Here is a 14127-nt window from a genome sequence, read left to right on the forward strand (position 1 = left end):
AATCACCCATCAATCAACCGCTGAGAGATAACCGTGGAGATGCCGTCCTGGCGCATAGTGACGCCGTATAACGCGTCGGCGATCTCCATCGTGCGCTTCTGGTGGGTGATGACCAACAACTGGGACGAGTCACGAAGCTGCTGATAGATATCCAAGAGCCGGCCGAGGTTCACGTCGTCCAGGGCAGCCTCGACCTCGTCGAGGATGTAGAACGGGCTCGGGCGCGCAATGAACAGGCTGACCAAGAAGGCAACCGCGACCAGCGAGCGTTCGCCACCGGAAAGCAACGACAGCCGTTTGACCTTCTTGCCTGCCGGCTTGGCCTCCACGTCGACACCCGTATTGAGCATGTCGTCGGGATCGGTGAGGATGAGCTTGCCCTTGCCGCCAGGAAACAGCCTGGCAAACACGTCGGTGAACGTCTTTGCAATGTCCTCGTAGGCGCTGACGAAGGCCTCCTGAACGCGGTTATCGACGTCGTCGATTAGGTCCAGAAGATCCTTGCGGGTCTTTTTGAGATCCTCGGCCTGGTTGGCCAGGAATGTGTGGCGTTCGCTCATCGCGTCGAATTCTTCAAGCGCGAGGGGGTTGACCCGCCCGAGCAGCTCCAGATCCTTCTGCGCCTTTTTCGCTCGACGTGTCTGCTGTTCGCGGACGTAAGGAATCGGCTCTGGCTTCTCCTCGTCGTCCGGGCTGACCGCGGTGCCATCCTTGTGTACCAGCACCGGAACCATCAGTTCAGGGCCGTACTCCTCGATCAGCGCATCTGGCTCCAGCCCTAGCTCGGTCATGGCCTGCTCCGCGACGCGCTCGACGCGCATCTTCATCTCCACCCTGGCCATTTCGTCCTTGTGGGCGCCCTCGACCAGCTTGTCTAGCTCTCGCTGCGCCTGCCTGCTGACCTCGCGGGCTGCGAACAGGTCTGCGTCCGCCTTCGTCCTTGCCTCTTCCAACTCGGCTCGCCGGGCGCCCGCGGCCTGCTTGGCCTCGTCTACGCGATCTGCCAACCAGAGCGCGCCCTCGTGGACGGCTGCGGCGATCATCGCTTCCCTGCGAAGCTGCTCTGCCTCTGCCTCTGCCTTAGCCCTGGCAAGCCGCTCGGTTGCGGCGGCCCTAGCCAACGAGTCCGCGCGCCCGGAAAGCGACCTGACCCGCTCTTCTACAGTTCGCAGCGCGAGCCTGGCGTCCATTTCACTCTGCCGGGCCATCCTTGAAGCCACCGAAAGCTGATCGCGCTCGGCGGGATCCGGCTCCTCGACGTCTGCCTCGCCGCTCGCCGCGGCTAACCTTGCCTCGAGTTCCTCCAACTCAACCCGGTCTTTAGAACCGGACTGTTCTGCGTTGTCAATCGCCTGCTTGAGCCGCTCCGCCTCGGAAAGCGCAGCGGCGGATTCCTGGGCGTGCGAATTGATCTGCTCGGCAAGGGCGGTCATCCTGGCATCGGATTCGTTCAGTCGCTCAAGCGCAGCATCGTTTTTCTTCTGCGCCTCGACAAGCGCGCTATCTGCCTTGGCCATCTCGAACTTCAGTCGCTGCACCTGCGCCTCGACCTTCACCTTCGCGGTTTCTGCCTCATCGACCGCGGATTGCACCTCGATCAGGGAGGGTTTAGAGTCCGAGCCACCGGAAGTCAACCAGGCGCTGACGACGTCACCGCCAGCCGTGACGGCGGTGACCTGCGGAAAATCTGCGGTTAACTTTCTGGCGGCGGCGAGGTCCTCGACTAGGACCGTAGACCCCAGCACCGAGCGAAGGCCATTCTTAACGCCGTCGTCCGCCTGGACCACGTCGATGGCGTAAACCGCGTAGTCGGGCAGCTGGGGCATCGGAATCTCAGGTTCCGGGGCATCGGCCACCAGCATCGATGCTCGGCCGAGATCTTTTTCCTTCAGCAGCGCGAGGGCCTCGTCAGCGTCCTTGGCTGCAGACACGGCGATCGCTTCCGTGGCCGCACCTAGCGCAGCGGAGACCGCGGTCTGCCACTTCGGCTCCACCTTAACCAGCTGCGCCAGCGATCCCAATGTGCCGGAAAGATCAGATTCGAGGAGTGCCGCTGAACCATCGCGACGCTGAAGGCCTAGCTTCAACGCCTCTAGACGGGCAGCAACCGCCGCCAATTCGCTGGAGGCTTGTTGCGAATGCTCCAAAATCTCCTGGCGGTGCTTCTCAGCCTTGGCGAGCGCCTCGTCAGTTCGCTCGAAGGCTGCGTCCAGGTCGACCTCGCCATCGCTGGCGCCCGTGATCTGGGTTTCGAGCTCGGCGAATTTAACGTCCGCCTGCTTAGACCGCTCGAGCGCTTCCGCATGACGTTTCTTCAGACGCTCGACCTCTTCCAGCCCGGCCTGCATCCTCGACTTGAGAGATGAAACCTTGCCGTTTAATTTAGCCAGCCCCTCTCGCCGGTCCGCCACGGCTCGTAAGGCGTTGCTGTAACTCTTTTCGGCAGCTTCGTAATCGGCCTCGGCGCCCTTACGTTTTTCCGTTGCCTCCTCGAGTTTGGCCTTGGCTTGCTCGGCCTGGGCCGCCAGCGCGGCCTCCTTTTCCCTAGCCTGGGCCGCTTCTGCCTCGAGCTCATCCGGGTCCCGGCCCGTGGAGACGTTCGGTTGAGCAGCACTGTAGCGCATTCTTTCCGCGGCGATCGAGATAGTCGTGGAGACTCGTTCGCGAAGGGCGCTAATGGAATACCAGACTTCTTGGGCCTGGTTAAGCACCGGCACCAACTCGCTGACCGCCTGCTCAGCCGCCAGCTCATCGCTTTGGGCCTGCTCGACCCGCTGAGTGGCTGCGCGCTTGGCGTCCGCGGCTGCCTGCTCTCCGGCAAGCTCAGAGTCGAGCGCCAACTTGGCTTGGGTGTAGTCGTCAGCAAGCAGCCTGGCTCTGGAATCACGCAACTCGGCTTGGATAACAGCGGCCCTGCGCGCCACCTGAGCCTGTCTGCCCAACGGCTTCAGTTGACGACGAATCTCGCGAATCAGATCGTTGAGCCGCTCTAGATTTTGTTGGGTGGAGGCTAGCTTCCTGCTTGCTTTTTCCTTGCGGCGCCTATGCTTCAGGACTCCCGCTGCCTCTTCGATGAAGCCTCGCCTAACCTCCGGGGTGGCACGCAAAATCTGATCTAGCTGCCCCTGCCCGACGATGACGTGCATCTCGCGGCCCATGCCCGTATCGCTCAGCAGCTCCTGAACATCCAGCAGCCGACAAGTGGTGCCGTTGATCGCGTACTCGGAGCCACCAGACCGAAACAGCGTCCTGCTGATCGTCACCTCGGTGTAATCGATGGGCAACAACCCGTCGGAGTTGTCGATGGTCAGCGACACCTCCGCACGCCCGAGCGCCGCCCTGCCCGAGGTGCCCGCGAATATGACGTCTTCCATTTTGCCGCCACGCAGAGACTTCGCACCCTGCTCGCCCATCACCCAGGCGAGCGCGTCAACGACGTTCGATTTACCCGATCCGTTAGGCCCGACGATCGCGGTGATTCCGGGCTCGAAGTTTAGGGTCGTCGCCGAAGCGAAGGACTTAAAACCTTTTAGCGTGAGGCTCTTTAGATACATGCCCTACCCTTGATCCGAGGGGGTAACTGACCTAAAAGTCCACAACTTGTTGACGATGTAATTTATGGGCATGGTCAAAACGATGGTGAAAAGCTGTGCCCAATAAGCCCTGGCGCGTAGGCCCTCGTGGTCGTTAAACGGCGGGTCGGGCAGGTACATGAAGGAGTGCGGGTTGGTGAACCCGATCTTGATGAAGATGCCCGCGATGGCCGCCACCAGCCCCACGATGAAGAACGGCCAGAATTCCGCCCACCAGCCGCGCTTGTGTTCGCGTTTGAACGTCCAGGACCTGTTGATCTGGAAGTTCCAAACGTTCGCGATTAAAAACGAAACGATCCACACCAGGATAGTGAAGCGAAAAGCGAACGGGCCAGGAAGCTGGAAGACGATGTCGTTGTCGTTCTGGGTGCCGCCGTTGAGCTTCGTCATGACGAAGGTGATGAGCATGTTGACCAGGAACCCGGAACCGCCGACGATGCCGAAACGCAAAAACTCCGCGACTACTCCAGCCTTACTTTTCCCCATAGCTACCAAACCTATCGCGTAATTTACTTATCGCCGTGGATTGGGCGGGGTAAACGCTGACATTTCGGGCAAAGATAGCTCGACCGATTCATGAACGAATCCCTTCGGATCTGCGTGCCACACCTGGCACACGGCTTGCCTTCCTGACCGTAAACGTTCAGGCTGCGCGAGAAATAACCGCTCGAGCCGTTCACGTCGACGTACAGCTCGTCGAAACTGGTGCCGCCCTGGGCCAGCGATTCGGTCATGACCTCTTTCGCCGCCACCAATACCCGACGGGCCCGGGCCGCGGTGAGCCGCTGAGTGGGATGATCGTAATGGGTCTTGGCACGCCAAAGGCATTCGTCTGCGTAAATATTCCCGATGCCGCTAATAACGGACTGATCGAGAATCGCCCGCTTGATGGTCGAGCGCTTCGCACGGATTCGCTCGATGGTCTGCTCGATGTTGAAGTATTCATCGAACGGATCGAGGGCAATGTGGCTCACCTGGGCCGGCAGCTGAGCGCCCTGCGGGGCAAGCTGTAGGCCGCCGAACATTCGTTGATCGACGAACCGCAGCTGACGGCCGTCGTCCAGATCGAAAAGCACCCGAGTATTTGGGGCCAGATCGGCGCCCGGCGCATCGATCCGAAACTGCCCGCTCATGCCCAAGTGCGCGAGCATGGCATCTCCATCGCTGAACGGGAACCAGAGGTATTTGCCGCGTCTGCGTGGTGCGGCAAAAGTGCGTCCAACAACACCCGCTTTGAAGGCGTCTGGGCCATCCCAGCGCACCGGACGTTCGCGCAGAACAGTTACGTCACAGACCATCCGGCCTGTAACGTTCTTTTCAAGTCCCCTGCGGACTACCTCAACCTCGGGAAGCTCAGGCATCTGACACTTGAGTATCCTGGCGGGCCTTTAACTCTCGGAAAGCAATAGAGGCAGCCTGCTGCTCGGCACGCTTCTTGCTGGAATCGACGCCAGGGCCAAACGAAAGATCGCCCAGAATCGCCTCCGCGGAGAAGGTGCGACGGTGGTCTGGACCAGAGCCCGTGACGTCATACTTGGGCGCCGGCAGCCCCATCTCGGAAGCTATCTCTTGAAGTGATGTCTTCCAGTCGAGGCTCTCGCCTGCGTTAGCAGCAAGTTCGATGCGCGGATCGATCAGGGTGTGGACGTAGCGGGATGCCGCCTGCATTCCACAGCCGATGAAGATCGCACCGATGATGGCCTCCATAGTGTCGGCCAAAATCGAGGTCTTGTCATCTCCACCAGTGCCTATCTCGCCCTTGCCGAGCTTGATCAGGCCACCGATGTGCAGGTCGCGTGCCACGTCGGCAAGCGCAACTGAGCTGACGACGGCAGCACGCAGCTTAGCTAGTTGCCCCTCGGGCTCGTCCGGGAACGTGCGGTAGAGGTGATCCGTGACGATCACGCCGAGCACCGCGTCGCCAAGGAACTCCAGGCGTTCGTTGTGCGGAGCATGGCCGTTTTCGTACGCCCAAGACCTGTGTGTGAGCGCTAAATCAAACAGGTCGGGTGAAACATGTACACCCAACCTGTCTAAGAGTTTTCCGAGCCCCGACTCAGCGAAGTGTTCCAGCCATGCAGGCGAGTTTTCGCTGGTGAGCCGACCCTCGTCGGAGTTCAATTAAACGTCCAAAACCTGACGACGCTCGCCGCGCGGACCGTACTGGCCGCATTCGGGGCAAGCGGTGTGCGGCAGGTGCTGCGCGCCACAAGCCGGGTTGGCGCAGGTCACGGTCTGCACAGGGGTAGTCTTCCACTGCGAACGACGCGAGCGAGTGTTGCTGCGCGACATCTTGCGCTTGGGAACAGCCACTATCTTCTCCTTAGGATGGTTGAGGCCCTATGCCTCATATTTAAGTTCAAGGCGCCATCGGGCTCGATTAACCGCACGTTCAAGCGCACGCAAAAGAGCACATCGAATCCGCCAGCGGTTCATGCTATCGCGTCTGGCCAATCAAACAAAACCGTGAAGGCATCTAGTTTTCCAAATTCAGACCTTTGAGCGCGCTCCAGCGGTCGTCGATCGGAGCCTCGTGGACGTGATCCGGGAACTCATTCAGGTCCATCCCGCACCTGGGGCAAAGGCCGGCGCAATCGTCGTCACACAGGGGGCTGAACGGCAGGTTCAAAACGATGGCCTCGCGAATGATCGGCTCCAGGTTGATGGCGTCGTCCGCCACCAGGAAGGCGTCCTCTTCCGCATCCTTGCTGGGGTAATAAACGAGCTCTTGAACCGTAAAGTTTTGGGGCCAAGAGATTTCCTTGAGACAGCGGGAGCAGGTGCCCTCGATATCGGCGTCGACGGACCCCGTCACCAGTACGCCCTCGCTAACCGACTCTAGGCGCAGGTTAACATCCAGCGGCTCGCCAGCTGGCACCTTAGCCATCTCGATACCTAGGTCTTGCGGGGCCGGCAGCTGATCCTCGATCTCGCGCATCTGGCCGTCGCCGGACAGGTCGTGGACGCTAACTACCCACTTGTCATCTTTTTCTTGACTCACGCTCTTAATCCTACCGAAACGCACAAACTTTAGGTGACCTCGCCGGTGGTCATGTTTATCGATTGGCCCTCGGGTTCAGCAGCAAGCGCGTCGACGATGCCCTCCGCGGTTTTTATGCCGAAGCCAGGCAGCTCGGCGATTTCCTCTGCGCTCGCTGCGCGAAGCTTCTTCATGCTCGGATATGCCTTGATTAGCGTCTTACGACGCACCTCACCCAGCCCGGGCACTCCGTCAAGTGCAGACTCCAGCATCGCCTTGCCCCTGCGGCTGCGGTGGAAGGTGATGGCGAAACGGTGCGACTCGTCACGGACCCGCTGCAACAGGTATAGGCCCTCGGAGTTGCGCGGCAAAATCACGGGGAATTCCTCGCCGGGGATCCAGACTTCCTCCAAGCGTTTAGCAAGGCCGATCAGCATTATCTCTGCGGACAACCCGAGATCGTCGAGCACCTCCTGGGCGGCATTAACCTGAGGCAGGCCACCGTCGACGACGATCAGCGAAGGGGCGTAAGAGAATTTGCGTGGGGCACCCGTCGTCGGGTCGATAAGGGTCTCGTCCTCCCCCATCGCCTTGCGATCGTCGAGCAGCCTGCCAAGCCTGCGCCGCAACACCTCGCCCATGGCGGCAACGTCGTTGGAGCCCTCGAAGCTCTTGATCAGGAAGCGCTTGTATTCGCTCTTTCTGGCCAGGCCGTCCTCGAAAACAACCATCGAGGCGACGACTTCTTGGCCTTGGGTGTGCGAAATGTCGAAACCTTCGATCCGCAGCGGGGCACTCTCTAAACCGAGTGCCTCCTGAAGCTGATCGAGCGCCTGACTGCGCGTCGTCAGGTCGCTGGCTCGCTTCGTCTTGTGCCTGGCGAGCGCCTGCTGGGCGTTCTTGCCTACGGTGTCCAGCAGATCCAGTTTCTGGCCCCGTTTGGGCACGCGCAGTCGAACCTTTCGCCCGGCCTTCTTCGAGAGCAACTCTTCGAGCAAGCTCGCAGTGGGCGGCATATCGGGCACCAGAATCTCGGGAGGAATGTTTTCGGTCTCGGTGCGCACGTGGTGGTCGTCGTATAGCTGCAGGATGAACGATTCGAGCAGCTCGGAGACCGGCGCATCGTTTGCCCGGTCGGCAACCCACGAGTTCTCCGACCTGACACGCCCGGAACGCACTCGGAAGATCTGCACAGCGATTTCCAGCGGATCGTCGCAGACGTTGATGACGTCCAGATCGGTGTCGTCGGAGAGCACGATTGCGTTCTTCTCGGTGGCCTTGCGAAGCGCAGAGATGCGATCGCGCAACACGGCCGCCTGCTCGAAATCTAGGTTCGCGGAGGCCTCCTCCATCTGAGCCGTGAGCTTTCGCTCCATCTTGTTGGATTTGCCCGCCCAGAAAGCGCAGAAATCGTTGACGATTTGCCTGTGATCTTCGGCGCTGATCTTGCCGACGCACGGCGCCGAACACTTTCCGATATAACCGAACAGGCACGGCCTGCCTGAGGCCTGGGCGCGATTGAAAACGCCATTCCTGCACGAGCGCATCGGAAATACCCACAACAGGGTGTCCAATGTGTCGCGAACCGCCCACGCCGTGCCAAACGGACCGAAGTATTTCCACCCCTTGCGCTTGGCTCCCCTGCCGACGAACACCCTCGGGAACTCGTCGCTTGACGTAACCGCAAGCCACGGGTAGCTCTTGTCGTCGCGGTACATGATGTTGAACCTGGGCTTGTAAAGCTGAATCCAGGTGTACTCGAGCTGCAGCGACTCGAGCTCGTTCTGCACCACCGTCCACTCGATTTTGGCCGCTGTCCTCATCATCGTCTGCGTGCGCGGATGCAGGCTCGCTGGGTCGGCAAAGTAAGAATTCAGCCGGTTTCTAAGATTTTTTGCCTTGCCGACGTAGATGACTTTGCCGTGCGGATCCAGGTAGCGGTAGACGCCGGGATCCGTCGGAATGGACCCCGGCGCCGGCCGGTAGCTAGCGGGATCTGTCATAGAACTCGCTTTAGGTACTTACCTGTGTAAGAGTTCTTGTCCGCCGCGATCTTTTCCGGCGTGCCCTGAGCCACCAGGGTGCCGCCGCCGTCGCCGCCTTCCGGACCAAGGTCAATGACCCAGTCGGAGGTCTTGATGACGTCAAGATTGTGCTCGATGACGACCACGGAATTGCCTTGATCAACCAGCCTGTTCAGCACGTCCAGCAGCCTGCGGATGTCCTCGAAATGCAGTCCGGTGGTCGGCTCGTCCAGGACGTACATCGTGCGCCCGGTGGAGCGACGCTGCAGTTCGGTGGCGAGCTTCACACGCTGCGCTTCGCCACCGGAGAGTGTCGTTGCCGGCTGACCGAGGCGGACGTAGCCCAGGCCGACGTCGACCAGCGTGTCCAGGTGCCTTGATATGGCTTTGATCGGGGCAAAAAACTCCGCAGCCTCGTCGATTTGCATGTCCAAAACCTCGGAGATGGTCTTGCCCTTGTAGCGCACCTCGAGCGTCTCGCGGTTATAGCGCGCGCCGTGGCAGACCTCGCAGGGCACGTAGACGTCGGGCAGGAAGTTCATCTCGATCTTGATGGTGCCGTCGCCGGAGCAATTCTCGCAGCGCCCGCCCTTCACGTTGAAGCTGAATCGTCCGGGTTGGTAGCCGCGCATCTTCGCCTCCGGAGTGGCTGCGAAAAGCTGGCGCACCTTGTCGAAAACACCGGTGTACGTGGCGGGATTCGAACGAGGTGTGCGTCCGATCGGCGATTGGTCGACGTGGATGATTTTATTGATTTCTTCCGCGCCATCGATCTGCTTGTGTTTGCCGGGCACAGCGCGGGCCCCGTGAATGTCGTGAGCAAGCGCGGTGTAAAGGATCGAATTCACCAGCGATGACTTACCCGAGCCGGAGACGCCCGTAACCGCAACGAGCTTGCCAAGCGGGAAGTGGACGGTGATGTCCTTGAGATTGTTTTCTCGAGCTCCTCGGACCACGATCTCCTTGCCGTTACCCGGACGTCGCTTGGCCGGCACCTCGATCTTCTTTCGCCCGGAAAGATAGGCACCCGTGATGGAGCGCTCGTTCTTAAGCATGTCGTCGAGCGTGCCGTTGACCACGACCTCGCCACCGTTGACGCCAGCGCCCGGGCCGATGTCCACCAGCCAATCGGCCTCGCGGATTGTGTCCTCGTCGTGTTCGACGACGATCAGCATATTGCCCAGATCGCGCAACTTTTTGAGCGTGGCGATGAGCCGATCATTGTCGCGCTGGTGAAGACCGATAGAGGGCTCGTCGAGCACATAAAGCACGCCGGCCAGCCCAGATCCGATCTGCGTGGCGAGCCTGATGCGCTGCGCCTCACCGCCCGAGAGAGTAGCTGCCGCCCTGGACAGCGTCAGGTAATCGAGGCCGACATCGACCAAGAATTTGAGCCGCTCGTCGATCTCGCGCAGCACCATCTTGCCGATCTGGCGCTCGGTATCGCTCAGTTCGAGATCCGAGAAGAAAGTCGCAGCTTTAGAGATCGGCAGCTCGGAAACCTCGGCGATGTTCAGACCACCGACGGTAACGGCCAGAGTCGTAGGCTTGAGCCGGCGTCCCTTACAGGCCCGGCAGGGGATCTCTCGCATGTACTGACCCCAGCGCGTTCTCGCGGCATCCGTCTCTGCCTCTTGGTAGCGGCGCTTGACGTTTGGCAGCACGCCCTCGTACTTCTGCGTGTAGCTGCGGGTGCGACCAAACCGGTTGCGGTAGCGCACCACGACGGCGTCCTTGTTGCCCTCCAAAATGTACTTGCGGGTTTTTGCCGGCAGGTCTCGCCACGGTGTATCCATCGAGAAGCCATCGCGCTCGGCCAGAGACTCGAAGACGTGACTGTAATGCTTGGCGGTCATTGGGTTGGCCCAAGGCGCGATGGGACGCTCAGCAAGAGACTTCGAGGTGTCCGGGACCACTAACTCGGGGTCTACCTCCTCGGAAAAGCCGAGACCGTCACAGGCGGGGCACGCACCCCACGGAGAGTTGAACGAGAACTGCCTTGGCTCCTGCTCGTCCATCTCGACGTTGTGGCCATTCGGGCAAGCCATGTTTTCGGAGAACGTCCGCATCCTTTGCGGGTCGTCCTCGGCAAGATCAACGAAGTCCAGCGTCACGATGCCGCCTGCCAGCTCGAGCGCGGTCTCGACGGAATCAGTAATGCGCTGCTTGGCCTCATCCTTGACGGAGATTCGGTCGATGACAACGTCAATGTCGTGCTTTTTCTGCTTGTTCAGGGCGGGGACCTCGCCGATGCGGTACGTCTCGCCGTCCACCTTCACCCTGGCGTAGCCCTGCGTCGACAGGTTCCTAAACATCTCGGAGTACTCGCCCTTGCGGCCTCGGATCATCGGCGCAAGAACCTGGGCGCGCGTTCGTTCGGGCATAGCCAAAATTTGGTCGACGATCTGCTGCGGGCTCTGCTTAGCGATCGGCTCGCCACACACAATGCAGTGCGGGTGGCCGACGCGAGCAAAAAGAAGCCTGAGGTAGTCGTAGATCTCGGTGACCGTGCCGACCGTCGAACGCGGGTTGCGGCTCGTCGACTTCTGGTCGATGGCGACCGCCGGCGAAAGCCCCTCGATCAAGTCCACCGCGGGCTTATCCATCTGTCCCAGGAACTGCCTGGCGTATGCGGAAAGAGACTCGACGTAACGGCGCTGACCTTCGGCGAAAATAGTGTCGAACGCCAAAGACGATTTACCCGAGCCCGAAAGCCCTGTGAAAACCACCAGGGAATCCCTAGGCAGGTCCAGGGAGACGTTCTTCAGGTTATGTTGGCGGGCGCCACGAATCACTAGCCGATCAATCACTCTTTCAATGCTACTTGCCCGCCTAAACCATCCCTGCCGCATCGAAACAGGGAAAAGACAATGACAGTTTTGCCCTAACGTGGTTTGCTAAAGATATGGAAACCCTAGGCTTAAGGCGGCTGACGAGCGTTACCAACTTCACAGAGTTGGCGAAGCACAAGCTGGAAGAGACGAGCAAACTGCTCGGCGACACCATCGCCATTTCTGACGAAGACTGGCAAAAGCCGTCCCTCTTGCCCGGTTGGACCAGAGCACACATCGCCGCGCACCTGGCGATCCAAGCGGAGAACACCATGCAGCTGGTCCGGGACGCCAGGGTTGCCCCGCCCGGCTACCGACTACGGATGCCGCGACAAAGCTCCGAAGCCCTAGAGCGCGCATCCGAACGTAGCGCGCTGGAGCTTCAGGTGGCGCTTGACACCACTGCGGGCCAGCTAAATCAATGCCTGCAGAGCATCTGCCCAAGCTTCACGTTCGAGACAGCCGATGGCCTGACGGTAAGTTCCGACATTCTGACCGTGCTGCGGCTAAACGAGACGGTTCTGCATCACATCGATCTCGGCTGCGGTCAGACCATCGACGACGTCAGCCAGCCCGTCGCAACCTGGCTGCTCGAGCTGAACACGCTGCTGCCATCCGTGAGGCAAAACGCGCCGGCGGCCCGAATCGTCTCGGATAGCGGTATCGAGGCTCAAGTGGGACCAGACCGAATCTCCGCCCCGACCGTAACCGGACCAGATAATCTGCTTCTCGGCTGGTTGACCGGGCGAATGAGCCAGGAAAGAATGCTAGAACTCGGCGCACCGCCGCACGATAACCTGCCATAATCTCCATGGAGGAAACCATGTATCACGTCGAACCATTTGCCAGCCCGCTCACCTTCAAGGTGGCAGACATAACGGTCACCAAGGCGAGCGTTTCAGATATGGACAACAACACGTATCTTTTGGTGCCCGACGAGGGTTCCGCGCTGCTCATCGACGCCGCGGACAGCCCCGACCTCCTGAAGAAACTGATCGGGGAAAACAAGCTCGGACACATTCTCACCACTCATCGTCACCACGATCATTTGCAGGCGCTTAAAGCCATCGCAGACTCCTGCGACGCCCAGGTCCTCGCGGGTGAAGACGACGCTCACGCCATCACGGACGAGACCGGCGTCGTCAGCGAGCCAGTCTGGGACAACGACCACTTTGTAGTCGGAGACAGCCTGCTGGAGATCATTGGGCTGGTCGGGCACACTCCAGGCTCGATCGCCGTTGCGCTTGCCCCGGACGAAGGCACCGCACACATCTTCACCGGAGACTCGCTGTTCCCCGGAGGCGTCGGCAAAACGAATAGCCGGGACGACTTTGACCAACTGCTAGACGACGTCACAAAGAAGATCTTCGATGTCTTCGACGACGACACCGTAATCCACCCCGGACACGGCGACGCCACCACCCTAGGTGCCGAGCGAGGGCAGCTAGAGCAGTGGCGTCAACGAGGTTGGTGAGTTAGAGCTCGTGCTCCGGCTCGAGCTTGGGGGCGTGCCTGGTCTTCATTAGGCTCGCCACCGCAGTCACGACGAGAGTGACGATGATGACCACCAGCGATAGCCAGGTGGGCACCTCCCAGCCGATCCAGCCGTAGTGGTGCGCGGCATGTAGCAGCAGCTTCACGCCAATGAAGGCCAAGATGAACGAGAGGCCAAGCGACAGGTAGACCAGGCGCTTGAGCAGACCACCGAGCAGGAAGTAAAGCTGGCGCAGACCCATCAAGGCGAAGAAGTTCGCGGTAAATACCAGGTATGGCTCCTGGGTCAGGCCAAAGATGGCCGGAATCGAATCGAGCGCGAACATGATATCGACGGAGCCGAGCGCAACGATCACGAAGAACAACGGGGTGAAGACGCGCTTACCGTCGATCTTCAGGCTCAGATGGGTGTCGTGGTACTCCTCGGTGGAGGGCACGACGTTCTTGATCCAGAGCATCAGCTTGTTGTCTGAGGGCTGACTCGTCTCTTCGTGTTCGGGCTTGCGGTAATCATCCACCAGCTTCCAGGCGGTGTACAGCAGGAACACGCCGAAAATGAAGAACGCCCAGGCGAGGGTGTTGATGATTACGGCACCGAGGGCGATGAAGATTCCGCGGAAGATCAGGGCGAGGATAATGCCCATCATAAGCGTGAACTGCTGATACTTGCGGGGCACCTTCATGCTGCCCAGGAGGATGATAAAGACGAACAGGTTATCGATCGAAAGCGAATATTCAGTCAGGTAGCCGGCGATGAACTCGGTTGCGTAGTTCCAACTGGTTTTAGTCGGGTCAGTGGGGTGCGCGAATAAACCGATTCCGATAGCAAACAAGATCGCTGCGCCCACGAAAATCGAGATCGCGATGGCGCATTCCTTCATTGATGGCTCGTGCGGTTTGCGCTTCATCATGATGACGTCAACAACCAGCACAGTGGTGAGCACGGCAATGGTGATCACCCACGCCAATGGCGTTACATGCATTAAAACCTTCCTTATGGCAGATGCCTAAAACGTTTAGGAGGTCTGGCCGCGATCAATCGCTGTGAGACCGGAAGCTTTCGCTTCGGGATGACGATCTTCACATGTGAGGTTACTCCCCTCCAGCCATTCAATTGTGCCTGCGAAAATTGCCAAATGCCAGACGAGGCAACTCTCTCGTTGCCCGCGAAGACATTCGACGTGCGGAATATGGGGCATGTGGGG

At 59.9% G+C, this 14127-nt stretch carries 11 protein-coding genes; 2 read left to right on the forward strand and 9 right to left on the reverse strand.

Annotated features, from left to right (window positions below; genetic code table 11):
- Window positions 1-2 precede the first annotated feature (2 nt).
- The 8 genes from smc to uvrA form a co-directional block, all read right to left on the reverse strand.
- Window positions 3-3554, reverse strand: coding sequence for a chromosome segregation protein SMC (gene smc, locus HMPREF1255_RS00335; protein ID WP_024110383.1), 3552 nt, complete (start codon window positions 3552-3554; stop codon window positions 3-5).
- 3 nt (window positions 3555-3557) lie between these two features.
- Window positions 3558-4079, reverse strand: a complete 522-nt coding sequence (locus HMPREF1255_RS00340) for a GtrA family protein (RefSeq protein WP_024110445.1) — start codon at window positions 4077-4079, stop codon at window positions 3558-3560.
- A gap of 23 nt (window positions 4080-4102) precedes the next feature.
- Window positions 4103-4954 carry a bifunctional DNA-formamidopyrimidine glycosylase/DNA-(apurinic or apyrimidinic site) lyase gene (gene mutM / locus HMPREF1255_RS00345; RefSeq protein WP_024110387.1) on the reverse strand — a complete coding sequence of 284 codons (852 nt, stop codon included), beginning with the start codon at window positions 4952-4954 and terminating at the stop codon, window positions 4103-4105.
- Window positions 4947-5714, reverse strand: coding sequence for a ribonuclease III (gene rnc / locus HMPREF1255_RS00350; protein ID WP_024110426.1), 768 nt, complete (start codon window positions 5712-5714; stop codon window positions 4947-4949). The genes mutM and rnc overlap by 8 nt, the downstream gene beginning before the upstream one ends.
- Window positions 5715-5906 (reverse strand): 50S ribosomal protein L32, encoded by a 192-nt coding sequence (rpmF, locus tag HMPREF1255_RS00355; RefSeq protein ID WP_016455584.1) that lies wholly within the window; start codon window positions 5904-5906, stop codon window positions 5715-5717. It abuts the gene before it with no gap.
- A 163-nt stretch (window positions 5907-6069) separates the two neighbouring features.
- A complete protein-coding gene (locus HMPREF1255_RS00360) occupies window positions 6070-6531 on the reverse strand; it encodes a DUF177 domain-containing protein (protein ID WP_155938431.1) in 462 nt (153 codons plus the stop codon).
- Between the two features lie 92 nt (window positions 6532-6623).
- Complete coding sequence (gene uvrC / locus HMPREF1255_RS00365; protein ID WP_024110453.1) at window positions 6624-8576, reverse strand: excinuclease ABC subunit UvrC; 1953 nt, start codon at window positions 8574-8576, stop codon at window positions 6624-6626.
- Window positions 8573-11449, reverse strand: a complete 2877-nt coding sequence (uvrA, locus tag HMPREF1255_RS00370; RefSeq protein ID WP_051394948.1) for an excinuclease ABC subunit UvrA — start codon at window positions 11447-11449, stop codon at window positions 8573-8575. Before uvrA ends, uvrC begins: the two co-directional genes overlap by 4 nt.
- A 53-nt stretch (window positions 11450-11502) precedes the next feature.
- On the opposite strand from uvrA, the gene HMPREF1255_RS00375 reads away from it, so the two are divergent.
- Both HMPREF1255_RS00375 and HMPREF1255_RS00380 read left to right on the forward strand, forming a co-directional pair.
- Window positions 11503-12234, forward strand: a complete 732-nt coding sequence (locus tag HMPREF1255_RS00375; protein WP_024110504.1) for a maleylpyruvate isomerase family mycothiol-dependent enzyme — start codon at window positions 11503-11505, stop codon at window positions 12232-12234.
- A gap of 17 nt (window positions 12235-12251) precedes the next feature.
- On the forward strand, window positions 12252-12902 hold the full coding sequence (locus tag HMPREF1255_RS00380; protein WP_024110466.1) for an MBL fold metallo-hydrolase: 651 nt from the start codon (window positions 12252-12254) through the stop codon (window positions 12900-12902).
- Between the two features lies 1 nt (window position 12903).
- On the opposite strand, the gene HMPREF1255_RS00385 is transcribed toward HMPREF1255_RS00380, so the two are convergent.
- The gene (locus tag HMPREF1255_RS00385) at window positions 12904-13905 is read right to left on the reverse strand and encodes a TerC/Alx family metal homeostasis membrane protein (RefSeq protein WP_024110401.1); all 1002 of its coding nucleotides are present in this window, start codon (window positions 13903-13905) and stop codon (window positions 12904-12906) included.
- Between the last annotated feature and the right edge of the window lie 222 nt (window positions 13906-14127).

It is taken from the genome of Propionimicrobium sp. BV2F7, from assembly GCF_000510445.1.
Taxonomy (GTDB): domain Bacteria; phylum Actinomycetota; class Actinomycetes; order Propionibacteriales; family Propionibacteriaceae; genus Propionimicrobium; species Propionimicrobium lymphophilum.